A 24,051-nucleotide genomic window follows, 5' to 3' on the forward strand; every position below is an offset into this window, starting at 1 on the left:
CGGCCACACCCGTTCCCATGCCGAACACGGAAGTTAAGCGCTTCAGCGCCGAAAGTAGTTGGGGGTCTCCCCCTGTGAGGATAGGACGTTGCCAGGCCAACGCGAAAGACGATCGAGCATCCGCTCGGTCGTCTTTCTTTATGTGATTATTTTAAACAAAATTACCTAATAGTATTGCTATATCCTAATCGATATGCTAATATAATAATTGTCTAGTGGCGATAGCGAAGTGGTCACACCCGTTCCCATGCCGAACACGGAAGTTAAGTACTTCAGCGCCGAAAGTAGTTGGGGGTCTCCTCCTGTGAGGATAGGACGTTGCTAGGCCAACGCAAAGGACGATTGAGCATCTGCTCAATCGTCCTTTTTGTCGTTCCCGAAACCTTTACATCTCTCTTCTCGTATAAAAACGTGAAGAGGGGGAAATCATCATGTACATACGTAGAGCCACAGCCTCGGACCAGAGAATGTTTACTGAGGTCTCACGGGCGAGTTTCAAACAAGAGGCAGATCGTCTCCGGTTGCCATACCGGGACTTAAATATTGAGCCACCCGGTTATGATGACGAGGCGATGAGCCTGTACTTGATTGAACAACTGGTATGCTATGTCATCGAGCTTGAAGGACAAGTCATCGGGGGAGCCGTCGTGACGTTTACAGGGCAAGATTACGGACGGATTGACCGCATCTTTATTCACCCATACAGACAAGGTAAAGGGATTGGGAAACAGGCACTACAGTCAATCGAGAAGCTTCATCCGACTGTTCGAATTTGGGAGTTGGAGACATCCACAGCCCAACCTAACAACGTAGCATTTTATCGGGCTGCTGGTTATCAATCCGTCTTCGAATCAGATGAAGAAGTTTGTTTCGTCAAGCGAGTGCAACAACGAACAGATTACATGGTATTGCGCTATGAAGAGCGTTCAATCACAGGTGCTCAAGCGTATGGGGTGGATGCGAGCCGTGTCTCCATAACGAATAGTAATGTCTCAGAGCTTCAGGCAAGCAACTGTAATTTCACGAAGAGTCAATTTCGGAATATCAACTTCAGGGAGACGGAGTTCGATGATTTGAATCTATCCGGTTCTCAGTATCGTTTCGTCACCATGTACGAGTCAGGGAGACCGACGACGTTTTTCCATACGAATCTGACGAACACAATCTTTGAAAACTGTCGGCTCGATGGTGTCCGCATCGAGGACTCATCGATTGATGGCTTAACGATTGACGGGGTGAACGTCAAAGATCTGTTGGAACATCATCGAAAAGAAACGGGAGGAATGAAACGCTATGAGTGATCTCTACCAAACACAGCACGACTTACAACAACAGATGGCCGAACGGGACCGACTCGCTCGTAAATTAAAGACACTCGATAAACAAATTGCCGAACACGAAGCTGTACGAAAACAACTTCTCAATTCGTTCACGAAGGAACAGCGTGACGTCTACGACTTAGATTCATTCTCGCTCGTCAATGCGTGGCGTAAGCTCCGGGGAACATTCAACGAACAAAAAACGATTGAGTTGGAAGAGGCGGCCCGGGCCGAATTGAAATTACGGGAACACGAGGCGATGTTGGATGAGTTAGCGCTTGAACGTCGTGACTTATATGAGACGTTTGAGACCTATAATGGAATTGACGCGGAATGGGAAACGTTCATAAAAGAGAAGGAAACTCATTTGAAGCAAGATTCTACTGTTAGGGAAGAGTTATATCGCCTCACGGATCAACAGGTGAAAATGACCGAGTTAGTTGTTGAATATAAAGAAGCTATCGTTGCCGGGAACTCAGCGCGAACGGCCATCTCCAAAACACTCAAACATCTCGATAGTGCGAAAGGTTGGTCGACGTATGATACGTTCTTTGGAGGTGGATTGATTGCGACTGCAATGAAACATGACGCCATCGATGCTTCGGAACGGAAGATGCATGAACTTCAAGCTGCGCTTGAGCGCTTCTCGCGGGAATTGGCTGATGTGAAAGGAGTTGTCAGCGGCTTACACATTGAACGCGGTTCGCTCATTCAATTCGCTGACTACTTCCTCGATGATATCTTTTCCGAGTGGACGATGCATGGACGAATCAATGATTCGCTCGACAAGGTAAAAGGTCTTGACCGTGAAATCACTCAACTCATCGAGAAAATGACGAGAGAAGTGGAACGGCTGGAGCGACAACTTGAAGAAACCGAAACGAAACGAAAACAGCTCATCCTCACACGATGAGCTGTTTGGTCATTCTGGTCGTTTCAACCAATGACGTAATCCTTTACCCGCGTGCGGGCCGTCGGCGTAACGAGGGATGACGTGCAAGTGAGCATGCGGAACTGTTTGATTTGAAGCGGTACCCACATTCCAACCGAGCGTATAGCCGTCAGGGCCATATGTCTCCTCGAGGAATGACTTCGCTTCGTGAAGCAATACATATGTATCGTGCCATTCCGAAGGCGTGAGGTCGAACGTCGTTGCGCGATGTTGTTTCGGGACGATGACGCCAGAGCCGACGAGCACGTCCTGCTCACGGTCGTTCATCAAAAAGTAACATGTCTCATTCTCGGCGACAATCGTCTGAGACGGATCTAGTTGCGGATGACAAAATGGACAAGTTGACATCGGATTGGTACACTTCCTTTCTGTATAAAGTGTATCAAAAGGGGGAGCAGTATGAATGAATTGATTGATAGAATTGTTGCCCAGGTCAAGCGCGAGCACCGCACGATTATTGGCATCTCAGGGCACGGGGGTGCGGGGAAGTCGACATTCGCTGACGCTTTACGAGCGAGTCTTGGAGACGTGAACTACATTAACACCGACCCATATATCACGGACTCGACGTTACGGAAAAGTGCCATGCTCGATTACAAGGTCGACGGGCAGGCACATCATTACAAGATGACAGCCTGTCATCCGGCGGCACACCACTTGCTGTCACTTGAGCGTGATGTCCGCATGGTACGTGAAGGCATCGGCTTCTATACGATTGACGTTCCATACCTTGAACGAACGTGGATTGACTCGACAAAGCAGATCACGATCATCGAAGGCATGAGCGTCGCGTTTCTTGCATCTGATTGGTGGGATGTGTCGGTTTATCTATATACCGACAGCGACACCGAGTTTGCGCGACGTTCCGTGCGCGACGTCCAACAACGAGGAATGGACATCGCGTACTTAAAGGCGTCACACGACGAGCGTCGACTCCAATACGAGCTGTTCATGCATCCGCAGCGCGAGAAGTTCCAAACCATCGTCTCGACGAGTAATGATATTTGGACAATTGAAAACCACCGTTCTTCATGAGCGATGGCTGCGTAACGTCTCTTGAATGCCGAGGCCGAGCCGGTCTTGCTCGCGCTCGAGTTGGTCCCACGTGAGCGAGCGATGGCGCATCGTGACGTCATTGGCGATTGACTCGAGTGTACGTTGCTTCTCGATATTGTCGAGCCAGTAATAGACGTCGACCCCGTCCTCGTCGACCCGCCAGAACGATTTGACGACTTCGAACTCGTCGGCCCAATCACCGACCGGTTTGAATCCATACTTCTCGACGAACGGATACGGTCGTTCTTCTCCAATCGGGTCGATGACGTTACGGACGAACATGAGTTCGAGCCCGGCGTGTTCAGTCGCCTCCAATAATCGTTTCAAGGCAGGGAGCGGTTCGACTTCGACTTTCTCGATGACATCGAACCAGACCCGTTTTCCATCGGTGTCCCAAACGGTCGCTTCGACGCTATATGGAGCTCCGGCGGTGGAGGGGGCATACATCGTCAAATCGAACGTGAACGGGATGTGTTCTTCAGCACCTGGTTCGAGCACGGCCGATAGGGCGATTGGGACTTCTTGCAAGTCGGCCTCCCGATTAAACTCGTTGCCTTCGAGCGTGATATCTTTGAACGTCGTCATAAAATTGAGCGTCAACTCTTGCAGCCGCACGACATGCGAAGTGGTGTTCAACACCCGCAGTGTTCCATGGACGGTCTCGTTCGGAATGAACGGGACGGTGTGAAAATAGACGGATGCGTCCAGTTCGGAAAAGAACCATTTTTTAAAGCGATTACCCCATTTCGACATGACGGTCGCGCTCCTTTTCTCTTATAAATTGTACTCTCTAAAATGTTCCCGATTCCAATTCTGAAAAAACATGAAGAAAAAGGTTGCATTATATAACTACTTCACTTATTATAGAGGATGTCGAAACAATTCAAACCATCGCGGGGTGGAGCAGTCTGGTAGCTCGTCGGGCTCATAACCCGAAGGTCGTCGGTTCAAATCCGGCCCCCGCAACCAATTTTTATTTAATTTCATATGTCGTCGCGGGGTGGAGCAGTCTGGTAGCTCGTCGGGCTCATAACCCGAAGGTCGTTGGTTCAAATCCAGCCCCCGCAACCAATTTTTTAAATGAGATAGCGAAACGATGACGTTTCGTGTTTTTTTTTGCGTAAAATTGAGTGTACAATGAGTACGTATCGCTAGAACCGACTAAAGGAGAAACATCATGTATACATTGATTACCCATTCTGCGGCCGAGACGCAGGCAGTGGCAGAGAAGTTGGCCACACTCGTCAAAGCCGGGACGGTCATAACGTTGAACGGTGACCTCGGTGCCGGGAAGACGACGTTCACCCAAGGCTTTGGCAAAGGTCTCGGTGTCACGCGCAACGTCAACAGCCCGACGTTCACGATCATGAAGCAGTATCAGGGGCGCTTGCCGCTCTATCATATGGACGTCTATCGTCTCGAAGACACAGGGGACGATATCGGCCTTGAAGAATATATCAACGGCGATGGAGTCGCCATCGTCGAATGGTCAAACTTGATCGAGTCATCGCTTCCGACGGAGCGGCTTGCTATCACCATCGAGCGGATCGGGGACGAGGAGCGTCAACTGACGTTCGCGCCCGTCGGTGACGCATACGATGCGCTCGTGAAGGAGGTGCTCGCATGAAGCAATTGATGATGGACACGTCGACGACACGTCTATCCGTCGCCCTCAGTGAACACGGACAAATCCAAGCCGAAGCGACGGTCATGGTCTCGAAAAACCATGCCGTCACGCTTATGCCGATGATTGAACAACTGATGAACGCGGTCAAATGGACACCGACCGAGCTCGAGCGCATCGTCGTGACGACGGGGCCTGGATCGTATACGGGCATCCGCATCGGTGTCACGACCGCGAAGACGCTCGCCTACACGCTCCAACTCCCGCTCGTCGGGGTTTCGGCACTCCGTCTCATGGCGGCGGCGCCGAACACGGAGCTCCCGGTCGTCTCACTCATCGACGCCCGCCGTGGCAATGCCTATATCGGCCACTATCAACAGAACGAGGCCGTCTCACCGGATTGTCACGCCTCTGTCGTAACTTGGCTTGAAGCTAATATGACAGGACCGTTTGTCGTCGTCGGTGACGTCGAGCCGTTCCGTGACGCGCTCGCGTCTTACGACTATACAGAAGCCCCGGCTGCTCACAGCTATGGACGTGCGAGCGATCTCGTCGCCTTAGGTGACGTGACGGACGATGTCCATGCGTTTGAACCTGAGTATCTCCGCCTCGCTGAAGCGGAAGCGAAATGGCTCGAGGGACAAAACAATGGCTGACATTAAAATTCGCCGTATGAATTGGCTCGACGTCGAGGAAGTGACCAAAGTCGAAGAAGCGTCCTTCGCCATCCCATGGACGAAAGAAGCGTTCATGAACGAGATGCTCAAGAATGAGCAGGCCGTCTATTTTGTCGCCGTCCATGAACGTCGCGTCGTCGGATTCGTCGGCGTCTGGCAAATCGTGGACGAAGGACATATTACGAACATTGCCGTCCTACCGGAATATCGCGGGCAAGGCATCGGCAATCTGCTATTGACGCAACTCGTTGAATTTGCTCGCTCGAAGTCACTGGCGGCGCTCACGCTCGAAGTGCGCGTCTCGAATATCGGTGCCCAAAAGCTGTATGAACAGTTCGGTTTCGAAAACGCCGGTCGCCGGAAACGGTATTATCAAGACAATAATGAAGACGCCTATATCTACTGGGCGAAGTTAGGAAGTGAATCAGAATGAACACATCGCTCATTCTCGCGATTGAGTCGAGCTGTGATGAGACGTCAGTCGCGCTAGTGCGTGACGGCAAGACACTTTTATCGAACGTCGTCTCGTCGCAGATTGAAAGTCATAAACGGTTCGGTGGGGTCGTGCCCGAGGTCGCCTCGCGCCACCACGTCGAACGAATCACGTACGTCATCGACGACGCCCTCAGTGAAGCCGGCGTGACGATGCAAGACGTCGACGCCGTCGCGGTCACGCAAGGACCAGGTCTCGTCGGGGCGCTGCTCGTCGGCATCAGTGCGGCTAAGGCACTCGCATTCGCCCATAGTAAACCGCTCATCGGCGTCCACCATATCGCCGGACATATTTACGCGAACGAACTCGTTGAAGAGATGGAGTTCCCACTCGTCTGTCTCGTCGTTTCAGGAGGACATACGGAGCTCGTCTATATGCCCGAGCACGGTGTGTTTGAAGTCATCGGTGAGACGCGTGACGATGCGGCTGGAGAAGCGTACGACAAAGTCGCACGGACGCTCAGCCTGCCTTACCCGGGTGGCCCGGCCATCGACCGTCTCGCGGCTAACGGGGAAGACACGTATAAGTTCCCACGGGTCCGGCTCGAAGCAGGAAGTTTTGACTTCAGTTTCAGCGGGCTCAAGTCGTCAGTCATCAATGCCGTCCATAACGCCGAACAGCGTGGGGAGACGGTCATCCCAGAAAACTTGGCGGCCAGTTTCCAAGCGAGCGTTGTCGAAGTGCTCGTCGAGAAAGCGATTCGTGCCGTAAACGAAAAAGGCGCGAAACAACTTCTCGTCGCAGGTGGCGTTGCGGCCAATCGTGGACTCCGTGCTGCGCTTCAAGAAGCGACGGACCGCGAAGGCATCCGCCTCGTCATCCCACCACTTGATCTATGCGGAGACAACGCCGGTATGATTGGGGTGGCGGCACACCACGCGTATGTGCGCGGAAAGCGCGATACACTGGCGATGAATGCGGTTCCTGGGTTATCCTTAGAAGAGAGCATGACAGTCTAGGGGGAAATAGAGACATGACGAAACGCATCATCATTGGAGGTCTGGTCGTACTGCTCGTCGTCGCGACGTTTTTGCAAGTACGAGAGATTATCCGCGCTTATAATATCGCTTATCAAGAAGAAATCGTACCGGAAGCGACACGCGTCCGGTCGCTCACGGGAGCGGAATCAATCGAAGGCATCGGCCGGGTCACAGGTGAGAACACGCTCGTCGAGACGTTGTACGGTTATAAGAGCCTAGACGATCAGGACATCGAGAGTGTCATCGTCGTCGACCGCAATCTCGGCGTCCAACCGAAAGCGAGCGACGCGTATTATGAGATTGGCCCGGGCCGGGAAGCGACCGAAGAGGAAGCGGCCAAGTTCGAGGATATCGTCAACGAGTTTGACGAAGAGCAACTGTTCGCGCAAGTCATCTCGACGCATGAGGCGAAGTATGTGACGAACCGTGAGGAGGCGCTCACGTTCTATAAAGTGTTCGTCCGTGACGTCGATACGAACGAGTACGTGTTCTTTATCACGGAAGACGGTCTCAAGCTCGACTTCCATACACGCGGGTTCCAACCGCTACGTTATTTCTAACTGTTAAAAGGGAAGCCGGTCTCCAACTTGGAGACGGCTTCCCTTTTTTATACGTCCGGATGATGTTTGTTCTGTTTGTGCCACATATTCACCCAACTCACGATGAAGACGAGCAGGGCGAGCAGCCACATGAGGAGCGTTGACTGATAGAAGTGTCCCCACACTGAGCCTGGGGTGTAAAAGCTGTGCACGGTCACATCGACCGGCCAGACGACGAGGCGGATGAACAGCGTGCTCATGAGCAGGCCGCTCAACAAGCTGATCACAATCCCGCTCCACGTCTGGATGATGAAGCCGATGACGACCGGCAAGAAATAAAACAGGAACGACGGGACGACCGTCGGCTCCCCACGAATCAGTTCGGATACGAATTCCGTCCCCGTCGGCACGATATAGGCGAGACCGGTCAGGAAAGCATGCATCCATTCGATTCGCATCGCACGGAATCGCATCATGAATGGAGCTCCTCCCATTCTGCATACAGTGCCGTGATCGATTCTTTCGTCGCATCGGACTCGGTCGACAGTTCCTGCGCCCGAGCGAAGTCGTTGAAGACGTCCGGTTCACACAAGAGCTGCTCGATTTCCTCGAGACGGGCCTCGTGTTGTTCGATGGTGAGCTCGATTTCCTCGATCCGTTGTTTCATCCGGCGTTCCTCACGTTGCTGTTCCTTGTCGGCGCGCTGCTTCTTGACGATGACTTGTTTCGTCTCTTCGCGGGCGAGTCGGGCCAGGTCTTCGAGTTCTTCTTTCTTCTCGACGTAATATGAATAATCGCCGAGATACTCGTCGATGCCGTTCGGCGTGATCTCTAAGACGCGCGTCGCGAGCCGATCGATGAAGTAGCGGTCGTGCGACACGAACAGAATTGTGCCCGGATAGTCGACGAGGGCGTTCTCGAGAATCATCTTCGAATCGAGGTCCAAGTGGTTCGTCGGCTCATCCAAGATGAGCAAGTTCGGTTGCTCGAGCTTTAGTTTCGCGAGCGTCAAGCGGGCCCGTTCACCACCCGACAGTTCATGGACACGTTTCATGACATCGTCACCGCTGAACAGGAACTGTCCAAGCAGACTCCGCACTTCTTGTTCGCGCATGAGCGGCCAGTCGTTCCAAATCTCGTCGATGACACGGTTGGCGTCCGACAAGTTCTGTTGCTCCTGGTCGTAGTAGCCGATTTCGACGCCGGTGCCGTAGCGGATGTCACCGGTAAGGGGCGGCTGTTGTTTCGTCAACACTTTCAGGAGCGTTGATTTGCCGACTCCGTTCGGGCCGACGAGGGCGACCGATTCGCCGCGCTGCAATTGGAAGCGGAGATTTTGGGCGATCGGTTCTTCATAGCCGATGGCGAGGTCGCTGCCGCTCAATACGTCGTTCCCGCTTTGACGTTTGATTGAGAACGAGAGGACGGCGCTGCGCTCATCACCGTCCGGCGCTTCCATCCGGTCGACTTTCTCGAGCCGTTTACGGACACTCTGTGCCCGCTTCGTCGTCGTCGCCCGGGCGATGTTACGCTGGATGAAGTCCTGCATCTTGGCAATCTCTTCTTGTTGCGACTCGAACTGTTTCTTCTCTTGCTCGTAAATGGCAGCCTTCTGTTCAAGGTACTTCGTGTAGTTGCCGACGAAGCGACGGCTCCGGTGGCGCGACAACTCATAGACGACCGAGACGACGCGGTCGAGGAAGTAGCGGTCGTGGGAGACGATGAGGACGGCGCCTTTATAGCCGCTCAAATACTTCTCAAGCCAGCCGAGTGTCTCGATGTCCAAGTGGTTCGTCGGCTCATCCAAGATGAGCAGGTCTGGACTTTGGAGCAGCATCTTGGCGAGAGCGAGACGTGTCCGCTGTCCGCCGGAGAGCGTATCGATGCGGCGTTCGAAGTCGTCCGGATAGAACCGCATCCCGTGAAGGACAGAGCGGATCGTCGCCTCATATTGATAGCCGCCACGGTCTTTGAACGTATGCTGTTCTTCATCGTAAGACGACAAGAGGCGCTCATAGGCGGCCGGGTCGTTCAAGATGCGCTCGGAACCCATGTCTTGCTCCATGCGGCGCAGCGTCTTTTCTTGTTCGATTAAATCGGTGAAGACAGTAAGCATCTCATTCCAAATCGTCTCGTTGGATTCGAGTCCTGAGTCTTGGGCCAGGTAGCCGATGGTGACGTCTTTCGGCTTCATGATGTCGCCCGAGTCGTAGTTGTATTCCCCGGCGATGACTTTGAGCAGTGTCGACTTGCCGGCACCGTTACGGCCGACGAGCGCGACGCGTTCGCCTTCTTGAATTTCGAGTTTGACGTTCTCTAAAATCGGTTCGACGCCGAATGATTTCGATAAGTTATTGACTTGCAGTAGGATCAAGTGAAAAAACCCCTTTCTCTCTATTTAGTATACTTTATTTCTTCCCCATTTCAGGTATATTCATTGAGTGGTCATGTGAATTCGTTTACAATCAAGGTGTATGAAATTAGATTCGTTTGAAACGCGTCGTAAAAAGGAGGCTCTTTCCGTTGAGTCAAAACGAACCAAAGATTCCGCAAGCGACAGCCAAACGGTTGCCACTATACTATCGGTTTATCCAAAGCCTACATTCATCAGGAAAACAGCGTGTCTCTTCTGCTGAACTGAGCGAGGCGGTCAAGGTCGATTCGGCCACAATCCGTCGCGATTTTTCGTACTTCGGTGCGCTCGGGAAAAAGGGATATGGCTATAACGTACAGTATCTGTTAGACTTTTTCCGTAAGACACTGAATCAGGACGAGATTACGAACGTCGCCTTGGTCGGGGTTGGTCATCTTGGGACAGCTTTCGTCAACTATAACTTCCTTAAAAACAATAACACACATATCGTCGTCGGGTTCGACGCAGACGAGACAAAAGTCGGCACGACGATGTCCGGTGTCCCGATTCATCACGTTGATGAGATGGAACAGATCATGAAACAGAACAAGATTGACGTCGCCATTCTCACGGTGCCGTCTGCCTATGCGCAACCGGTCGCGGACGACTTGGTCCGCTTCGGTATTCGCGGCATCTTGAACTTCACACCGGCCAGACTTACTGTGCCGGATACGGTCCGCGTCCACCACATCGACTTGTCGATCGAACTCCAGTCGCTCATTTACTTTATGCAACACTATCCATCTGCTGAGGGGGTCCATCAATAATGGAATTACTATCATCGTTGCTCGTCGTCGGTATTCCTGGGGGAGCGAGTATCTTCATTATCGCCATCGTCGCGCTTATCATCTTCGGGCCGAAGAAATTGCCTGAATTCGGACGCGCCGCCGGACAAACGCTCCGTGAGTTCAAAAATGCCACAAACGGCATGATGAACGAACATGACGAGAAAGATAAGAAAGAACTTGAGAAGAAAGAGCAGTAATCATGAATCATCAACCTGATCAAGAGCGGGCGCTGTCCGACCACTTGACAGAGCTGCGGAGACGACTGATGCTGTCGGCATTTGTCGTCTTTGCCTTCTTTCTAATCGCTTTGCCGAGTGTCAAATACGTGCTCGCCTATCTGCAGGCGGACCTCGTCGAACGAGGGCTTGAGCTGAACGCCTTTGGGGTCGCGGACCCGCTCATGATTTACTTGAACTTGGCGCTCGTCATCGGTCTCGTCGCATCCGGTCCGTTTCTACTGTATCAACTGTGGGCGTTCGTCGCACCTGGTCTGCATCCGAACGAGCGGAAAGCGACGCTCGCTTATATCCCGATCATCTTCATCTTGTTCCTGATCGGTCTTGCGTTCGCCTACTATTGGTTGTTCCCGCTCGTCCTCGATATCTCGACGGACCTCGGGCAAGACCTCGGTCTGACGCAAATCATCGGGGCGTCGAACTACTTCACGTTCTTGCTGCAACTGACCATTCCATTCGGACTGTTATTCCAGTTGCCGGTCGTGACGATGTTCTTGACGCGCATCGGTGTCGTGACACCGTACTTCCTGTCATCGATTCGGAAGTATGCGTACTTCGCCTTGTTCGTCATCGCGGCATTCATCACGCCGCCGGATTTGACGTCGCACCTCATGGTGTCGCTGCCGCTCTTCTTCTTGTACGAGATTAGCTTGTCGATCTCACGCATCACGTACCGGGGCGTGCTCCGTCGTGAGAAAGAGGCGATGGTGAAAGAGCAAGTCGATTTGATGAAACAAATGAATGAGAAGTAAGCATCGTTCTTTAACGGGACGATGCTTTTTTTGTGATTGGGAATAAATGTTTTTAACAACAAGATAAACATTGGACCCACGTGATACGATAAAACTACTTAAACATCAGTCAGGGGGAGAAGCGATGGCTTGGGAGTACTACGGGGATGAACTCATCATCATCGGCGTGTTGACGACAATGTTGCTGATTGCCGGACTGAACTTTTTGAAATCGCGATTCAAGCGGAGACTCGTCTTCTCGTTGATGTTGCTCCTCGCGGGATACGTATCGTGTATCATCGGACTCGTCTGCGTCCGTGGTTGGGACGCTCTGGGGTGGATTTTTATTGGCATTAGTCTGTATGTAATCGGCCTCCTCACCTATATCGGCGTCGTCACTTACCACTGGTTTAAAGCAAGACGCACGACCCATTCATGAATGAACCGTTCCGGTTGCGGAGCGGTTTTTTGTTGTCACACCAGCCGTTCAAACTTTAGACATAATTACGTGAAAAAGTGAGCAAAAGGATTGTCAAACCTTCTTGTGAAATAGTACACTAAGTTCAGAAAGTGAATGTGATGTTTATCACAAAAACTAACTTGCCTAACACTCAAAGGAGAGACAACCATATGAAAATCGCAGTCATCGGATGTACACACGCAGGAACAGCAGCAGTCAAAGGATTACTCGCCAAGCACGACAATCTCGACATCACGGTGTATGAGCGGAACGACAACGTCAGCTTCCTCTCGTGTGGGATCGCCCTCCACGTCGGCGGTGTCGTCAAACGTGCGGAAGAGCTCTTTTACGCGTCACCGACCGAGCTCGAAGAACTCGGCGCGACGATGCGCATGAAGCACGACGTGTTGAACATCGATACGGAGGCGAAGACGGTCCATGCGAAAAACCTCGACACGGGAGAAGACGTCTATGACACGTTCGACCGTTTGATTGTCACGACTGGTTCATGGCCGATCGTCCCGACGCTTCCTGGCATCGAGATGACTGGGATTGAGCTCTGCAAAAACTATGGCCACGCCCAACGCATCATCGAGCGGGCAAAAGACGCGACGAACATCGCCGTCATCGGTGCCGGCTATATCGGTGTCGAGCTCGTCGAGGCGTTCGAAGTGTACGGCAAACACGTCACGTTCATCGATAGTGCCGACCGCATCTTGAACAAGTATCTCGACAAGTCGTTCACAGACCAACTCGAGGCAGACATGACGTCACGCGGCATCGACCTCGAACTCGGCCAGACGGTCGAAGCGTTCCGTGGGACAGATGGAAACGTCACGCACGTCGTGACCGATAAAGGTGAGTTCGAGGCCGACCTCGTCATCCTCTGTGTCGGCTTCCGCCCAAACACGGGACTCCTTCAAGGCCAAGTCGACATGCTCGGCAACGGCGCCATTATCGTCGACGAATATATGCGCACGAGCAACCCGGACGTCTTCGCGGCTGGTGACAGCTGTGCCGTCTATTACAACCCGGCGCGCACACATGCCTACATCCCGCTCGCGACGAACGCCGTCCGCATGGGGACGCTCGTCGCCGAGAACTTGATCGCACCGCGTGTCCGTTATCAAGGGACGCAAGGAACGTCAGGTCTCCGTCTCTACGATTGGAACATTGCCTCGTCTGGACTTACAGAAGAAGCAGCTGGACTGTTCGGCCTCGACGTTGAGAGTGTTGTGATTGAGGATGCGTACCGTCCGGAGTTCATGCCGACGGCTGAACCGGTTCAGTTCAAACTCGTCTATGAAGTCGGCACACACCGCGTCGTCGGCGGACAAGTCCTCTCGAAAGCGGACATGACGCAAGCGGTCAACACGTTGTCGCTCGCCATCCAAAACGAGATGACGGTTGAAGAGCTCGCCTATGTCGACTTCTTCTTCCAACCGCACTACAACAAGCCATGGCACTTCATCAACAGTGGGGCGCTCGCGGCGATGAAAGATAAAGTCAACGCATAAAAAAACTCGGGAGCCGCGGCTTCCGAGTTTTTTTATAGATAGCGTGGGGCGTCCTTCATCGAGTTGGCGAGAATCATGTAGATGAGGACGTTCCCCGGTACGATTAAAAAGAGCAGACGAACGCCGAGGGGCGACAAGTCGAAGTATTCAGCGATGCCGCCGCAGACACCAAAGAGAGAGCGGTTCGCGGCGGATTTACGAAGCGGACGTTGCATAAGCGTGGCTCCTATCTCAACTATGATATGAAAATTTTACCATATAAATTGGTGGCAAGCGTACAATGCACACAGGTTTTTCTTCGTCTGAAGCCGGGGAAGGGGTAAGAGAAAGGCTACGGCACGCAGACGAAGAACTGTGAAGGGGAGTCGGACTACATGAAGATTGGTATTTTAGGAGCAGGGAAAGTCGGACGGACGCTCGGGCGCAAGTTCGAGGACGTCGGCTATGAAGTGTTGTATGGGACACGTTCAGAACGGGAAGGGACGATGTCGCTCCAAGAAGTGGCGTCGAACGCACAGATTTTGTTATTGACGACGCCGTTCGCGGCGGCCGTCGATTTGATTCAATCGCTCCGGGACTTGGACGACAAGATTGTCATCGATGTGACGAATCCGATCGCCAAAGAGTTTGACGCCATCGAGCGGCCGGAAGGGAAGTCGGGGGCCGAGCATCTGCAAGAACTTGCGCCACACGTCCGCATCGTCAAGGCGTTCAATCAGACCGGCGTCGAGAACTTGGAAAATCCGAACATGTCGATGATGTTCATCGCCGGTGACGAGCAGGAGTCGGTCCGAGCCGTCCAAGACCTCGCCTCGAAGATCGGCTTCGACGCCCATACGCTGCGGCACTTGAAGCTAGCGCGTGAGCTCGAGTCGCTCGCGTGGTTATGGATTCATTACGCGACGAAAGAACGGAAGCACCGGAACTTTGCGTTCTACTTGAAAGAGAACAGCTTCTAACAGAAAAGACGGTCACGCGTTGGCGTGACCGTCTGGTCGTTAAAAGGCAGCTTGGCGCTCAGAGCGAGTCTTCAACGACTCGATCGTTTCGCGCTCGATCGCTTCGACTTCGCGTTGTTGCCAACCTGGCATGAGGAACGCGTCGATGAGCGCCCAAATGCCTGCTACGAACAATCCAACGAAACCAATCAAGACGACGGTAAGGATGATTGAACCAACCGTAAGAGCTAGCATCCCAAGGGCGCTACCTGTCTTTTTAAAGTAGAAACGGTGTGCGCCGAAACCGCCGAGGAAGAACCAAAGCAAGTACGCGACGACGAGATTGCGCTTCTTTTTCTCGACTTCGCTGTTGACGAGGAGCATTTCCTCTGTCGATAAATCGATACGTGAATAATTCATGATGTGATGTGCCTTCTTTCCAAAAATTGATATAATGAATGCAGTCTTTATTGTACCGGGAAACGGATGAATTCCCATGATTTTCTATTATTTATTTTTGGAAGCGAGGAACAACCGAATGGGTTTTGCGATTGTGACGTTCATCGTCGCGTTTATTCACGTCATCGCTGGAGCGGTCGTGTTACATAAGTATCCGCAATATAAATCGATTGCCATCAGTGTGATCGTGCTCGGTTTCGTATATGGTCTATTGACGGTGGGGTTCATCGTCCTATGAACAAGTTTTTGAAACCTCGAGTGACCTATACAAATGAAGATGCATTGAAACTCGGGATGTTCATTATGCTCGGGCTCACCATCATGGATGTCTTAGGTGGTAACGTGCCAGATATGACTCTGGCGCTGGCTGCGACTCTGTTTTATGCGTGGCGCCGTGACATCGCGGCGACACTTGGTGAGGAAGCATTTCGTGCCATCGGACGTGAATCAAGTGAACTGACATTACGAGGCGTCATCGTCGCCTTAATGATTGGACTCTTCGTCTCGTTCTTCGTGGATACGTTGACCTACTCGCTCGAAGCACTCATGTATTATGGATTGGCGTTCGTGTTCGGGCTGAAAGGGATTGGGCTGTGGTTCTTTATGCCAGAAGGAGAGATTGGAACCGAGCTGAGTGAATAAAAAGGATCAATGCGACACGTGCCGCATTGATCCTTTTTATCATGTGGTGATGTGTGCTTTATGAAGCTTTTTGATTCAAGGCCAACGTTTCTTTCACATAGATGCCTGTATACACCAAGAAGCAGCCGATACAGACGACCAAGCCGATATAGACGCTCATCATGAACGGAGAGAGGAGTGCGCCGATGAGGATCGTCGAGCGCGACATGAAGTCGGCACCGGCGAACGATGTGCCTGCGAACGCCGAGTAGGCGCCACGTTGGTCTTTGGGCATCATGTTCGCTTTCTCCGTGTTCAAAACGGGTGAATACAATAACTCACCAAACGTTGCGAGAAGCATGAACCCGAGCAAGAGCGTCATCGAGTTCGCGCTCGTGATGACGGCATAGCCGATCATGTACAGTAACAACCCGCCGAGCAACGCCTGTTTGTTGGAGAATCGAGAAGCGAGACGTTGAATCATGAACGTCAATGCGACGACAATCAGCGTGTTCTCGATTTGGATGAGGCTGAACATCCGCACCCCGTTGATTGCCCAATCGTTGATGGACATCGGCTCGAACGAGTCGGCGAGCCGGACGGCGACGTAGCTTCCCATCGAAAACTCGGCGGCAAGGATGCACATCGAGCCGAAGACGACTTTGACGAACGGACGGTCGCGCCAAGCGATTTGATAGCTTTGGAAGATATCGACGAAGACGAGCTTGAGTCGTTGCGACGTCCACGTCCGCTTCGTGTCTTCGAGGAAAATCGCATAGGCGATTGGAAGCGTCGACGACGTCACGGTCAAAATCCAAAACAGTAACAGCTGATTGCTGACGTAGAGCCAACCGCCGATAGCTGTTCCGATTGCAATCGATAAGTTGATTAACCAGTAGTCGAGGGCATAGACGGCTTTCCGGTTCTCCGGCGTCGTCGCATCGATGATGATGGCACTCATGGCAGGACGTCCGAGGTTGCTCGTCACCGTGAAGATCGTATACGCGACCATGAACACAATCATCTGGTCCATCATGAGGCAGAGCGTCATCGTGAGGAACATACAGGCCGTGATGCTCGACGTAAGGACGAGCAACTGTTTGCGGGAGAAGCGGTCGGCGAGATAGCCACCCAACAACCCGATGACATAGCCGAGGCAGACGAGCGTGATCAGGAAGACACCCGCGATTAACTCGTTGAACGCGTTGACGAACAACAGTGCCATGAACGGCATGATGGCGAATGAGACAGAGCGATTAAAAAACGATGTGATGAGTCGAACTTTAATTGGGCGAGGTATTTCTTTCCATTTCATATTGTCACCTTCCATTCTGTACCTGTATCATAAACAAGACAACAGAACTTGAAAATGGACGAATCGAGGGGATGATGTCCACTTTTGGTGAGGGGGAATGGGCATGGATGCCTACTTGTTTAGTTTATGGAAGCAATGTCGAAACGGGCATTACACGATTGCGGACATGGCGGACGCCATCCATTTAAGTGCCAAACAGACGAGGCGGCACTTGCTTCGCTGGCAAGAGGAAGGTTGGCTCACCTATACGAGCGGGCTCGGACGTGGCAACGTCAGTCAGCTCGTCTGGTTGCGCCATGTGGAGAGCGAGTTGGCTGAACAGTTATTGAAGCGGATGGAGACCGAGTCAATCGAGGCCGTGACGAACCAGCTCGAATGGGACTGGTCACCGGCGCAGGCCGGGCGCTTCATGCGTCAGCTCGAGAAGAAGTTCGGCTACGTCCAGACATCGAGTGACGCCCTCATCATTCCACGGCGGCGCAACTTTCTGACGACGCACCCGCTCGAGGCGGCCGACATCCATAGCGCCCACCTCGTCCAAAACGTGTTCAACCGCCTGTTCACAATCGATGCATCCGGGCAAGTGACGGGGGAACTGGCCCATCACTACGAATGGTGCGGGGACACGCTCGTCTTGTTCCTTCGTAAGAGCGTCCGGTTTCACGACGGCTCGCTCATGACGAGTAAAGACGTGACAAAAAGCTTGCGGGCGCTCTTCCAGTCTCCGGCTTATCGTCATACATATCGTCACGTCCGACGCGTGTCGTCAAACGGTCCATATCAGGTCGATGTGACGCTCGACCGGCGCCGCAACTCATTCGTGCCGCGGCTCTCGATGATTCATACGAGCATCGCCAAAGATACGATCGGGACGGGGCCGTTCCTGTTGGAGCGGCATGATGCCGAGAAGACGGTGCTCGCGGCGTTCGAGAACTATTTTGGCGTCCGGGCGTTGCTCGATCGTGTGGAATTTTTACAGGTGCCTGACGGCTATGACCCGACATACCGGATCTCGTCGCGAGACTCCGGAGAGACGGGCTATATCTCGACGCCATCGGGTTTCAATCTCGTATTTTTGAACAGTCAGCCGGGCGGGGTGTTCGAGCGGGACGAGGCGCGACATTACATCCACCGACTCATTGCGGAGATTCGACCGGATGTCGGGTCGCTCGACAATCGAAAGATCCCGAACGACCGCGGCTTCCTCGGCGATGCGAGCGAGACGTATGAAATTCCAGAAGGACCAGCAGTGACGTTCGACCGTCCGATTCGCATCAAACAGACGGACTTCACGTCGACGGTGTCGATGTGGATCGCCGACATGTTGACGCGACACGGGATCTCGTATGAGTGGGTGCCGGTCAGTTTCAAGGATACGATACATGACACGACGTATTTCGACCGGGTCGATTTGATCGTCCATGGCGAGATTTATGAGCGCAATATCTCGCTCGGTTTCGAGCAATTTTTGACGAGCGACTATTCACCGCCGCGTGAGTTGTTGCGTCACATCGACGGGATGACGGAACGGGTCCGTCAATACGATGAGCTGCCGTTCGAGGACTGGTTGCCGCTCCATCAGCAAATCGAGCGGGAGTTGAAGGAGGGATCTTATTTCATTCCGCTCTATAACGAGGAGCGGACGATCCCGTTCCCGGTCGAGTTGAAGGATGTCTGTATTGATATCTTCGGGTATTTTGATTTTGCGAAATTGTGGATTCCATCGTAAAGAAAGAGGGAGAAAAATGAAGCTGACCCGAAACTGGTTTATCGTGTTATTGATAGGATGGCCTGTCTTGTTCGGTCTGGGGTTTTGGAACGGGGAATTGGTGTGGATTGCTGCGACTGGATTCGGCGTCACGTTATCGGCTTACTATGAACAGCAATTGAGCAAACTCGACAAAGAAACGAATGTGACGATTCGTGCCGCCGTCAACCAGTCACTCGTGACATGGTTCGGTATGGGCCTCATGCTCGTGTTTATCATCGCCGTCTTTTTCTTTGATGAGCCACGCGTGCCGTTGCTGGATACGATTTATCTCGTTCTAGGGGTCGGATTGACGCTGAACGGATTGTTCATCCGGAGCGTGTATCGAGACGAGTTGAGTGATACGTCCAACGTGATTCGACACTAAAAAAGACCAAGCTGCGCGCTTGGTCTTTTAGTTATGCCGATTTATCGGTCTTTTCTTTTTTCGCTTTTCGGGCGAGCGTTAAAATCTGATATACCTTGAAGAAGTCATACGCGGCTACGGCGATGATGAAGTACGTCCAGAAGCTGAAGCCGTACTCTTGCACCGAGTAGTAGGCGAGGACGGTGAACAGAATCCCGAATGAGAGACTGAACAAAAACATAACTTTTAAGTGTCGCGGCATCAATGCCACCTCATTTCTACATTAAGAATAATACGACCATGACGAGCGCGTTGTTAAACGCGTGAATCGCGATTGGCACGATCAAGCGACGCGTCTTGGCATAAGCGACCGTGAAGGCGAAGCTCATCGCCACGTAAACGAGAATCTTGTTGTCCCCGTGGATGAGCGCAAACAAGAGCGAGCTGACCGCAAACGCAATCCAGAACCCGAAGCGGGCGCTCAAGTTGCCGAACAAGATATGACGGAACAGAATCTCTTCCATGATCGGTCCGAGCAAGACGACCGAGAGCGTCATGACTGGGACGAGACGGACAATATCCGCGATTTCCTCGGTGTTCTGGGACCCCATGACGTCACCTGAGATCCACGTCTCAATTAAGTTGGCGACGATGACGAGCCCGTATTGCATGAGAATCCCGAGCCCAATCCATTTGACCGTGTCGTTCAGATTCGACTGGATGCCTTGCTGCTTATATAGCTTCAAGTCGGGCCAGAGCAAGAAGACGGAGATGATGATCGTCAAGCTGAACCCGATGGCGAACCAAAGCCCGGTTGCGGTCGGTGTGATCCATTCTGGACGCACTCCGCTAATCAATACTGGAAAGAATTGAACAAACGCATACAGCAGAATCGGGATGATATGCCGGAGCCGAATGTTAGGCGCCATCGAAAAACGGGTATTTATCGATTGGTTTGAGTTTAGTGTAGCCAATTGAACACGTCCTTATTCCTAAGAGTCAACGTTCCTTTTGACCATTGTATCAAATAAGGTCTCTTGACCGCGAGTGGAAGCATTTTTTTGATGTTCCCGCTTGCATTTTCAGTCGTCTCATACTACACTAATCAGTGTTAGCACTCCTTTTTGATGAGTGCTAAAACTTACGATTCAACGATACATCATTCATATTCGGAGGAGGTTTTTTCTATGTTAAAACCACTAGGCGATCGCGTCATCATCGAAGTCGTGGAGAAAGAAGAAAAGACGATCGGAGGCATCGTGCTTCCTGACACGGCGAAAGAGAAGCCGCAACAAGGACGCGTCCTCGCAGTCGGTACAGGCCGCGTCACGGACCAAGGTGAGCGGATCGCGCTCGACGTCAAAGAAAATGATTTGGTCATCTACTCGAAGTACGCGGGTACCGAAGTGAAGCATGAAGGCAAAGAATACTTAATCGTTCGAGAGAGCGACATTCTCGCAATCGTAGGCTAAGACTCACCATTTTTCAAAAACTTTTCTAGGGGGAAATGAACAATGGCAAAAGAAATCAAATTCTCAGAAGACGCACGTCATGCGATGCTTCGCGGTGTCGACGCACTCGCTGACGCGGTAAAAGTCACAATCGGACCGAAAGGACGTAACGTTGTCCTTGAGAAAAAGTTCGGCTCACCGCTCATCACGAATGACGGCGTGACGATCGCGAAAGAAATCGAACTCGAAGACCACTTCGAAAACATGGGCGCGAAGCTCGTTGCTGAAGTCGCCTCGAAGACGAACGAAGTCGCAGGGGACGGTACGACAACAGCGACAGTCCTCGCTCAAGCGATGATTCGTGAAGGTCTCAAAAACGTGACAGCGGGCGCGAACCCGATGATCCTCCGTAAAGGAATCGACAAAGCGGTTCGTCGTGCGCTCGAAGAGCTAAAAGAGATCTCGAAACCGATCGAGTCAAAAGAAGCGATCGCGCAAGTCGCAGCCATCTCGGCAGCGGACGAAGAAGTCGGCGAGTTGATCGCGGAAGCGATGGAGCGCGTCGGCAACGACGGCGTCATCACGATTGAAGAGTCACGCGGTTTCACGACAGAACTCGACGTCGTCGAAGGGATGCAGTTCGACCGTGGTTACTTGTCACCATACATGATCTCAGATTCAGACAAGATGGAAGCGGTGCTCGACAACCCGTTCATCTTGATCACGGATAAGAAGATTTCGAACATCCAAGAAATCATCCCAGTGCTCGAGCAAGTCGTGCAACAAGGGAAACCAATCTTAATCGTTGCAGAAGACATCGAAGGCGATGCGCTCGCGACACTCGTCTTGAACAAGCTCCGTGGTACGTTCAACGCGGTCGCGGTCAAGGCACCAGGCTTCGGCGACCGTCGTAAAGCGATGCTCGAAGACCTCGCGACGCTCACAGGCGGCCAAGTCATCACTGAAGACCTCGGCCTCGAGCTCAAGTCGGCAACGCTTCAACAGCTCGGACGCGCATCGAAAGTTGTCGTCACGAAAGACACGACAACAATCGTCGAAGGTGCTGGGGACGAAGCGGCAATCAAAGCACGCGTTCAAACGATTCGCAACCAAATCGAAGAGACATCATCTGACTTCGACCGTGAGAAACTCCAAGAGCGTCTCGCGAAACTTGCAGGCGGCGTAGCCGTCGTCAAAGTCGGCGCAGCGACAGAGACGGAACTTAAAGAACGTAAGCTCCGCATCGAAGACGCGCTCAATGCGACACGCGCAGCCGTCGAAGAAGGGATCGTCGCCGGTGGTGGTACGGCGTTCATCAACGTCATCCCAGCCGTTCGTGCGTTGCTTGCAGAAGTAACAGCGGATGAAGCGACAGGTGTGAAACTCGTCCTCCGTGCCCTCGAAGCACCGGTCCGTCAAATCGCGGAAAACGCGGGTGAAGAAGGTTCGGTCATCGTCGAGAAACTCAAGAACGAGTCGGTCGGCATCGGCTACAACGCTGCGACTGGCGAGTACGTCGACATGATCGCACACGGTATCGTCGATCCGGCGAAAGTGACGCGCTCAGCGCTTCAAAACGCAGCGTCAGTATCAGCCATGTTCCTCACAACAGAAGCAGTCATCGCAGACAAGCCAGAACCAGCAGGCGCTGGCGGCGGCATGCCTGACATGGGCGGTATGGGCGGAATGGGCGGAATGATGTAAGTCTATTCTTAATACTTGAAGGGAGAAGCTTGAACTATAGAGCTTCTCCTTTTTTTGTGTCTGTTAAAACTATATTGAATGAGATATTTATATTCAATAAATAATTGATTTTTAGTTATTAAACATTCAAAATTAGTAGTGTACTTGCGGTAATATTCAATGTTGATCTCAACACTATCTGAATGCTTTTATGAGAGGAATGGTAAAATGAAACGAGAAGAAGTTTTAGCCGCTCTACAAGCAGGGGAATTCGATGGTATTAGTCATACTTATCAGCCTTACGGTACTAGTTTTGATAATAATAGCTACCAGTTAGAAATGAATGTATCATATGGAACTATTGAATTAACGAAGACTGCAACCGGAAAAACATTTGATGGGAAAGAAAATGAGCGGTTTGAACAAAGTCGAATTGAAAGTTTAAATGGTTATGATGCAGTAGATTTTATTGAAAAACGGCCTTACTATTTTTCTCAAAGAAGACCAGATTTGTTTTAAGAAAGAATAATTAATTAAAATTAGTCTGTCTCAAAAATCGCTACTATAGAATCATAAGACTCGGATTTCTATCGCAGAAGTTCCGAGTTTTTGTCTATTATTTTTATGTACTCAAAAATTAAATAAAAGAAACGGCTTTGATTACTTTAGTTATTTCATTCAAAAAACCATAGGAGGTTTTTTTCGATGAGAGGAATTGTAATCTCCCCCCAAGTAGATATTATCGAAAAAAATAGAATGATTGTTCGAAATTCAAATATAGATCAAGAAAAATTACGAGAGTATGTAATGTACTGGGATCAAATAGATTTTCCTGTTAATCAAATATTGCATTTTGGTGATACACCAGAGACTGACTACTTAGTGAAGGCTCAAGTAATGAAACGCTCTAAGATAAATTTACAAATGAGTGGTGAACTTGTAGAACTTTTTTTGAAAGGTCAGCTTGAAGCTTTTAGAATTAATAATGCTAACAATCCTGGAAGTTGGTCGTTAGCTCAGTCTGGTTCAGAATTAGTATTACCTCAATCATCTACTATTATGACTAGAAATTTAGAAATTGAATTATATAATTGCTTGCCAGTCCCTAAAGGAGACGTGTCTCTTGACGACATTTTGAATTTCAAGGAAGTTCGAAACGATGAATTGTTAGAATTTCGACAGTTGATAGATGATATTTACTTAGAAATTATCAATTCTGGCGATCATGAACGTGCTTTAGTAAAAAATATTGAAAATATAAAACGAAAAATTATAGAATTAAATAAAATTATGGACGAATCTAGGATATCAAGAGCTGCTAAAAGTTTAAAAATCGAGTTTGACGTAAAGGATATAATTTCCAATGGGGCAATGGGGTTTCTAATCGCACAAGGGAGTGAATATCCTATAGAATTAGGTATGGCTGCTGGTGCTTTATTCTCTGCGATTAAAATAAGTTCTGAAATATCTATACAACCTAAAGAAATACCTCCAGAATTAAAAGGCTATGCTTACTTACATTATTCACATAAAGAGTTAGGTGTTGAGCTTTAATATTGTATTTTGGCACACAGTAATGATATGCAGAAAAATGTGAAGAAGCAGATTTTGAAAAAGCAGATTTTGAAAAAGCGAAGCCTTACATCGATCGAAGTTATGAAGCAAATTGATTATGTGGACTCCAT

At 51.1% G+C, this 24,051-nt stretch carries 30 protein-coding genes, 2 tRNA genes, 2 rRNA genes and 1 pseudogene; 26 read left to right on the forward strand and 9 right to left on the reverse strand.

The features are described from left to right. The 4 genes from rrf (KNP81_RS11730) to KNP81_RS11745 form a co-directional block, all read left to right on the forward strand. Positions 1 to 97: ribosomal RNA gene (rrf, locus tag KNP81_RS11730) — 5S ribosomal RNA — on the forward strand; the annotation flags it as partial. A 114-nt stretch (positions 98 to 211) separates the two neighbouring features. Next, positions 212 to 327, forward strand: a 5S ribosomal RNA gene (rrf, locus tag KNP81_RS11735). A 104-nt stretch (positions 328 to 431) separates the two neighbouring features. Further along, on the forward strand, positions 432 to 1,301 hold the full coding sequence (locus KNP81_RS11740) for a GNAT family N-acetyltransferase (RefSeq protein ID WP_214720070.1): 870 nt from the start codon (positions 432 to 434) through the stop codon (positions 1,299 to 1,301). Continuing rightward, positions 1,294 to 2,232: a coiled-coil domain-containing protein gene (locus KNP81_RS11745; RefSeq protein ID WP_214720071.1), complete on the forward strand. Its 939-nt coding sequence runs from the start codon at positions 1,294 to 1,296 to the stop codon at positions 2,230 to 2,232. The genes KNP81_RS11740 and KNP81_RS11745 overlap by 8 nt, the downstream gene beginning before the upstream one ends. Positions 2,233 to 2,241: 9 nt before the next feature. Here KNP81_RS11745 and KNP81_RS11750 read toward each other — a convergent pair whose 3' ends face one another. Then, positions 2,242 to 2,619, reverse strand: a complete 378-nt coding sequence (locus tag KNP81_RS11750; RefSeq protein ID WP_214720072.1) for an HIT family protein — start codon at positions 2,617 to 2,619, stop codon at positions 2,242 to 2,244. Between the two features lie 51 nt (positions 2,620 to 2,670). Here KNP81_RS11750 and KNP81_RS11755 point away from each other — a divergent pair, with 51 nt between their 5' ends. Further along, positions 2,671 to 3,306 (forward strand): uridine kinase family protein, encoded by a 636-nt coding sequence (locus KNP81_RS11755; RefSeq protein ID WP_214720073.1) that lies wholly within the window; start codon positions 2,671 to 2,673, stop codon positions 3,304 to 3,306. Here KNP81_RS11755 and KNP81_RS11760 read toward each other — a convergent pair. Continuing rightward, positions 3,301 to 4,080, reverse strand: a complete 780-nt coding sequence (locus KNP81_RS11760; RefSeq protein WP_214720074.1) for a sporulation protein — start codon at positions 4,078 to 4,080, stop codon at positions 3,301 to 3,303. The two genes, KNP81_RS11755 and KNP81_RS11760, sit on opposite strands and share 6 nt — an antisense overlap. Before the next feature lie 139 nt (positions 4,081 to 4,219). Between KNP81_RS11760 and KNP81_RS11765 the strand changes: the two genes are divergently transcribed. The 7 genes from KNP81_RS11765 to KNP81_RS11795 all read left to right on the forward strand — a co-directional run bounded on the left by KNP81_RS11765 (position 4,220) and on the right by KNP81_RS11795 (position 7,661). Further along, positions 4,220 to 4,296: transfer RNA gene (locus KNP81_RS11765), tRNA-Met, on the forward strand. Between the two features lie 25 nt (positions 4,297 to 4,321). Then, positions 4,322 to 4,398: transfer RNA gene (locus KNP81_RS11770), tRNA-Met, on the forward strand. 106 nt (positions 4,399 to 4,504) lie between these two features. Next, the gene (gene tsaE / locus KNP81_RS11775; RefSeq protein ID WP_214716513.1) at positions 4,505 to 4,954 is read left to right on the forward strand and encodes a tRNA (adenosine(37)-N6)-threonylcarbamoyltransferase complex ATPase subunit type 1 TsaE; all 450 of its coding nucleotides are present in this window, start codon (positions 4,505 to 4,507) and stop codon (positions 4,952 to 4,954) included. Next, positions 4,951 to 5,607 (forward strand): tRNA (adenosine(37)-N6)-threonylcarbamoyltransferase complex dimerization subunit type 1 TsaB, encoded by a 657-nt coding sequence (tsaB, locus tag KNP81_RS11780; protein ID WP_214720075.1) that lies wholly within the window; start codon positions 4,951 to 4,953, stop codon positions 5,605 to 5,607. Before tsaE ends, tsaB begins: the two co-directional genes overlap by 4 nt. Further along, positions 5,600 to 6,061 (forward strand): ribosomal protein S18-alanine N-acetyltransferase, encoded by a 462-nt coding sequence (gene rimI, locus KNP81_RS11785; protein WP_214720076.1) that lies wholly within the window; start codon positions 5,600 to 5,602, stop codon positions 6,059 to 6,061. Before tsaB ends, rimI begins: the two co-directional genes overlap by 8 nt. Next, positions 6,058 to 7,080: a tRNA (adenosine(37)-N6)-threonylcarbamoyltransferase complex transferase subunit TsaD gene (gene tsaD, locus KNP81_RS11790; RefSeq protein WP_214720077.1), complete on the forward strand. Its 1,023-nt coding sequence runs from the start codon at positions 6,058 to 6,060 to the stop codon at positions 7,078 to 7,080. Before rimI ends, tsaD begins: the two co-directional genes overlap by 4 nt. Positions 7,081 to 7,094: 14 nt before the next feature. Next, on the forward strand, positions 7,095 to 7,661 hold the full coding sequence (locus KNP81_RS11795) for a hypothetical protein (protein WP_214720078.1): 567 nt from the start codon (positions 7,095 to 7,097) through the stop codon (positions 7,659 to 7,661). Positions 7,662 to 7,708: 47 nt separating this feature from the next. On the opposite strand, the gene KNP81_RS11800 is transcribed toward KNP81_RS11795, so the two are convergent. Both KNP81_RS11800 and KNP81_RS11805 read right to left on the reverse strand, forming a co-directional pair. Continuing rightward, positions 7,709 to 8,116 carry a hypothetical protein gene (locus KNP81_RS11800; protein ID WP_214716533.1) on the reverse strand — a complete coding sequence of 136 codons (408 nt, stop codon included), beginning with the start codon at positions 8,114 to 8,116 and terminating at the stop codon, positions 7,709 to 7,711. Beyond that, the gene (locus tag KNP81_RS11805; RefSeq protein WP_214716535.1) at positions 8,113 to 10,014 is read right to left on the reverse strand and encodes an ABC-F family ATP-binding cassette domain-containing protein; all 1,902 of its coding nucleotides are present in this window, start codon (positions 10,012 to 10,014) and stop codon (positions 8,113 to 8,115) included. The genes KNP81_RS11800 and KNP81_RS11805 overlap by 4 nt, the downstream gene beginning before the upstream one ends. 149 nt (positions 10,015 to 10,163) lie before the next feature. Here KNP81_RS11805 and KNP81_RS11810 point away from each other — a divergent pair, with 149 nt between their 5' ends. The 5 genes from KNP81_RS11810 (at position 10,164) to KNP81_RS11830 (ending at position 13,785) form a co-directional block, all read left to right on the forward strand. Continuing rightward, positions 10,164 to 10,820, forward strand: coding sequence for a redox-sensing transcriptional repressor Rex (locus KNP81_RS11810; protein ID WP_214716537.1), 657 nt, complete (start codon positions 10,164 to 10,166; stop codon positions 10,818 to 10,820). Next, entirely contained in the window at positions 10,820 to 11,038 is a 219-nt protein-coding gene (locus KNP81_RS11815) for a twin-arginine translocase TatA/TatE family subunit (protein ID WP_021065382.1), read from the forward strand. The genes KNP81_RS11810 and KNP81_RS11815 overlap by 1 nt, the downstream gene beginning before the upstream one ends. 2 nt (positions 11,039 to 11,040) lie before the next feature. After that, positions 11,041 to 11,829, forward strand: a complete 789-nt coding sequence (tatC, locus tag KNP81_RS11820; RefSeq protein WP_058765572.1) for a twin-arginine translocase subunit TatC — start codon at positions 11,041 to 11,043, stop codon at positions 11,827 to 11,829. A 124-nt stretch (positions 11,830 to 11,953) separates the two neighbouring features. Further along, a complete protein-coding gene (locus KNP81_RS11825) occupies positions 11,954 to 12,247 on the forward strand; it encodes a hypothetical protein (RefSeq protein ID WP_214716539.1) in 294 nt (97 codons plus the stop codon). Positions 12,248 to 12,438: 191 nt separating this feature from the next. Next, positions 12,439 to 13,785 (forward strand): FAD-dependent oxidoreductase, encoded by a 1,347-nt coding sequence (locus KNP81_RS11830; RefSeq protein WP_058765575.1) that lies wholly within the window; start codon positions 12,439 to 12,441, stop codon positions 13,783 to 13,785. A gap of 32 nt (positions 13,786 to 13,817) precedes the next feature. Here the strand turns inward: KNP81_RS11830 and KNP81_RS11835 are convergent, their stop codons facing one another. Further along, positions 13,818 to 14,000, reverse strand: coding sequence for a PspC domain-containing protein (locus KNP81_RS11835; RefSeq protein WP_214720079.1), 183 nt, complete (start codon positions 13,998 to 14,000; stop codon positions 13,818 to 13,820). A 156-nt stretch (positions 14,001 to 14,156) separates the two neighbouring features. Here KNP81_RS11835 and KNP81_RS11840 point away from each other — a divergent pair. After that, positions 14,157 to 14,744: pseudogene (locus KNP81_RS11840) on the forward strand (NADPH-dependent F420 reductase); the annotation flags it as partial. 39 nt (positions 14,745 to 14,783) lie between these two features. Here KNP81_RS11840 and KNP81_RS11845 read toward each other — a convergent pair. Continuing rightward, complete coding sequence (locus tag KNP81_RS11845; protein WP_380082604.1) at positions 14,784 to 15,107, reverse strand: TM2 domain-containing protein; 324 nt, start codon at positions 15,105 to 15,107, stop codon at positions 14,784 to 14,786. 154 nt (positions 15,108 to 15,261) lie between these two features. Here KNP81_RS11845 and KNP81_RS11850 point away from each other — a divergent pair, with 154 nt between their 5' ends. Both KNP81_RS11850 and KNP81_RS11855 read left to right on the forward strand, forming a co-directional pair. Next, positions 15,262 to 15,420: a hypothetical protein gene (locus tag KNP81_RS11850; RefSeq protein ID WP_021065374.1), complete on the forward strand. Its 159-nt coding sequence runs from the start codon at positions 15,262 to 15,264 to the stop codon at positions 15,418 to 15,420. Then, entirely contained in the window at positions 15,417 to 15,824 is a 408-nt protein-coding gene (locus tag KNP81_RS11855; RefSeq protein WP_214720082.1) for a hypothetical protein, read from the forward strand. The genes KNP81_RS11850 and KNP81_RS11855 overlap by 4 nt, the downstream gene beginning before the upstream one ends. A gap of 58 nt (positions 15,825 to 15,882) precedes the next feature. Here the strand turns inward: KNP81_RS11855 and KNP81_RS11860 are convergent, their stop codons facing one another. Beyond that, positions 15,883 to 17,118, reverse strand: coding sequence for an MDR family MFS transporter (locus tag KNP81_RS11860; protein WP_214720083.1), 1,236 nt, complete (start codon positions 17,116 to 17,118; stop codon positions 15,883 to 15,885). A gap of 103 nt (positions 17,119 to 17,221) precedes the next feature. On the opposite strand from KNP81_RS11860, the gene KNP81_RS11865 reads away from it, so the two are divergent. Both KNP81_RS11865 and KNP81_RS11870 read left to right on the forward strand, forming a co-directional pair. After that, on the forward strand, positions 17,222 to 18,847 hold the full coding sequence (locus tag KNP81_RS11865) for an ABC transporter substrate-binding protein (RefSeq protein WP_214720084.1): 1,626 nt from the start codon (positions 17,222 to 17,224) through the stop codon (positions 18,845 to 18,847). Between the two features lie 16 nt (positions 18,848 to 18,863). Further along, the gene (locus KNP81_RS11870; RefSeq protein WP_214720085.1) at positions 18,864 to 19,253 is read left to right on the forward strand and encodes a hypothetical protein; all 390 of its coding nucleotides are present in this window, start codon (positions 18,864 to 18,866) and stop codon (positions 19,251 to 19,253) included. Positions 19,254 to 19,284: 31 nt separating this feature from the next. On the opposite strand, the gene KNP81_RS11875 is transcribed toward KNP81_RS11870, so the two are convergent. Together KNP81_RS11875 and KNP81_RS11880 are read right to left on the reverse strand one after the other, a co-directional pair. Continuing rightward, complete coding sequence (locus KNP81_RS11875; protein WP_021065367.1) at positions 19,285 to 19,494, reverse strand: YdiK family protein; 210 nt, start codon at positions 19,492 to 19,494, stop codon at positions 19,285 to 19,287. Positions 19,495 to 19,510: 16 nt separating this feature from the next. Further along, positions 19,511 to 20,206: a CPBP family intramembrane glutamic endopeptidase gene (locus KNP81_RS11880; RefSeq protein ID WP_251130348.1), complete on the reverse strand. Its 696-nt coding sequence runs from the start codon at positions 20,204 to 20,206 to the stop codon at positions 19,511 to 19,513. A 213-nt stretch (positions 20,207 to 20,419) separates the two neighbouring features. Here KNP81_RS11880 and groES point away from each other — a divergent pair, with 213 nt between their 5' ends. The 4 genes from groES to KNP81_RS11900 all read left to right on the forward strand — a co-directional run bounded on the left by groES (position 20,420) and on the right by KNP81_RS11900 (position 23,920). Continuing rightward, positions 20,420 to 20,704 carry a co-chaperone GroES gene (gene groES / locus KNP81_RS11885; RefSeq protein ID WP_021065365.1) on the forward strand — a complete coding sequence of 95 codons (285 nt, stop codon included), beginning with the start codon at positions 20,420 to 20,422 and terminating at the stop codon, positions 20,702 to 20,704. A 42-nt stretch (positions 20,705 to 20,746) separates the two neighbouring features. Further along, positions 20,747 to 22,387 carry a chaperonin GroEL gene (groL, locus tag KNP81_RS11890; RefSeq protein ID WP_214720086.1) on the forward strand — a complete coding sequence of 547 codons (1,641 nt, stop codon included), beginning with the start codon at positions 20,747 to 20,749 and terminating at the stop codon, positions 22,385 to 22,387. A gap of 207 nt (positions 22,388 to 22,594) precedes the next feature. Then, positions 22,595 to 22,885 carry a hypothetical protein gene (locus KNP81_RS11895; RefSeq protein ID WP_214720087.1) on the forward strand — a complete coding sequence of 97 codons (291 nt, stop codon included), beginning with the start codon at positions 22,595 to 22,597 and terminating at the stop codon, positions 22,883 to 22,885. A 186-nt stretch (positions 22,886 to 23,071) separates the two neighbouring features. Further along, positions 23,072 to 23,920 carry a DUF6236 family protein gene (locus tag KNP81_RS11900; protein ID WP_214720088.1) on the forward strand — a complete coding sequence of 283 codons (849 nt, stop codon included), beginning with the start codon at positions 23,072 to 23,074 and terminating at the stop codon, positions 23,918 to 23,920. The last annotated feature ends 131 nt before the right edge of the window (positions 23,921 to 24,051 follow it).

The organism is Exiguobacterium sp. s149, assembly GCF_018618395.1.
GTDB classification, from domain to species: Bacteria; Bacillota; Bacilli; order Exiguobacteriales; family Exiguobacteriaceae; genus Exiguobacterium; species Exiguobacterium chiriqhucha.

Coding starts and splice junctions, on each gene's coding strand:
- KNP81_RS11740 (WP_214720070.1), top strand. CDS start 432: ATGTACATACGTAGAGCCACAGCCTCGGACCAGAGAATGTTTACTGAG.
- KNP81_RS11745 (WP_214720071.1), top strand. CDS start 1,294: ATGAGTGATCTCTACCAAACACAGCACGACTTACAACAACAGATGGCC.
- KNP81_RS11750 (WP_214720072.1), bottom strand. CDS start 2,619: ATGTCAACTTGTCCATTTTGTCATCCGCAACTAGATCCGTCTCAGACG.
- KNP81_RS11755 (WP_214720073.1), top strand. CDS start 2,671: ATGAATGAATTGATTGATAGAATTGTTGCCCAGGTCAAGCGCGAGCAC.
- KNP81_RS11760 (WP_214720074.1), bottom strand. CDS start 4,080: ATGTCGAAATGGGGTAATCGCTTTAAAAAATGGTTCTTTTCCGAACTG.
- tsaE (WP_214716513.1), top strand. CDS start 4,505: ATGTATACATTGATTACCCATTCTGCGGCCGAGACGCAGGCAGTGGCA.
- tsaB (WP_214720075.1), top strand. CDS start 4,951: ATGAAGCAATTGATGATGGACACGTCGACGACACGTCTATCCGTCGCC.
- rimI (WP_214720076.1), top strand. CDS start 5,600: ATGGCTGACATTAAAATTCGCCGTATGAATTGGCTCGACGTCGAGGAA.
- tsaD (WP_214720077.1), top strand. CDS start 6,058: ATGAACACATCGCTCATTCTCGCGATTGAGTCGAGCTGTGATGAGACG.
- KNP81_RS11795 (WP_214720078.1), top strand. CDS start 7,095: ATGACGAAACGCATCATCATTGGAGGTCTGGTCGTACTGCTCGTCGTC.
- KNP81_RS11800 (WP_214716533.1), bottom strand. CDS start 8,116: ATGATGCGATTCCGTGCGATGCGAATCGAATGGATGCATGCTTTCCTG.
- KNP81_RS11815 (WP_021065382.1), top strand. CDS start 10,820: ATGGAATTACTATCATCGTTGCTCGTCGTCGGTATTCCTGGGGGAGCG.
- tatC (WP_058765572.1), top strand. CDS start 11,041: ATGAATCATCAACCTGATCAAGAGCGGGCGCTGTCCGACCACTTGACA.
- KNP81_RS11825 (WP_214716539.1), top strand. CDS start 11,954: ATGGCTTGGGAGTACTACGGGGATGAACTCATCATCATCGGCGTGTTG.
- KNP81_RS11830 (WP_058765575.1), top strand. CDS start 12,439: ATGAAAATCGCAGTCATCGGATGTACACACGCAGGAACAGCAGCAGTC.
- KNP81_RS11835 (WP_214720079.1), bottom strand. CDS start 14,000: ATGCAACGTCCGCTTCGTAAATCCGCCGCGAACCGCTCTCTCTTTGGT.
- KNP81_RS11845 (WP_380082604.1), bottom strand. CDS start 15,107: ATGCTCCTCGTCAACAGCGAAGTCGAGAAAAAGAAGCGCAATCTCGTC.
- KNP81_RS11850 (WP_021065374.1), top strand. CDS start 15,262: ATGGGTTTTGCGATTGTGACGTTCATCGTCGCGTTTATTCACGTCATC.
- KNP81_RS11855 (WP_214720082.1), top strand. CDS start 15,417: ATGAACAAGTTTTTGAAACCTCGAGTGACCTATACAAATGAAGATGCA.
- KNP81_RS11860 (WP_214720083.1), bottom strand. CDS start 17,118: ATGAAATGGAAAGAAATACCTCGCCCAATTAAAGTTCGACTCATCACA.
- KNP81_RS11865 (WP_214720084.1), top strand. CDS start 17,222: ATGGATGCCTACTTGTTTAGTTTATGGAAGCAATGTCGAAACGGGCAT.
- KNP81_RS11870 (WP_214720085.1), top strand. CDS start 18,864: ATGAAGCTGACCCGAAACTGGTTTATCGTGTTATTGATAGGATGGCCT.
- KNP81_RS11875 (WP_021065367.1), bottom strand. CDS start 19,494: ATGCCGCGACACTTAAAAGTTATGTTTTTGTTCAGTCTCTCATTCGGG.
- groES (WP_021065365.1), top strand. CDS start 20,420: ATGTTAAAACCACTAGGCGATCGCGTCATCATCGAAGTCGTGGAGAAA.
- groL (WP_214720086.1), top strand. CDS start 20,747: ATGGCAAAAGAAATCAAATTCTCAGAAGACGCACGTCATGCGATGCTT.
- KNP81_RS11895 (WP_214720087.1), top strand. CDS start 22,595: ATGAAACGAGAAGAAGTTTTAGCCGCTCTACAAGCAGGGGAATTCGAT.
- KNP81_RS11900 (WP_214720088.1), top strand. CDS start 23,072: ATGAGAGGAATTGTAATCTCCCCCCAAGTAGATATTATCGAAAAAAAT.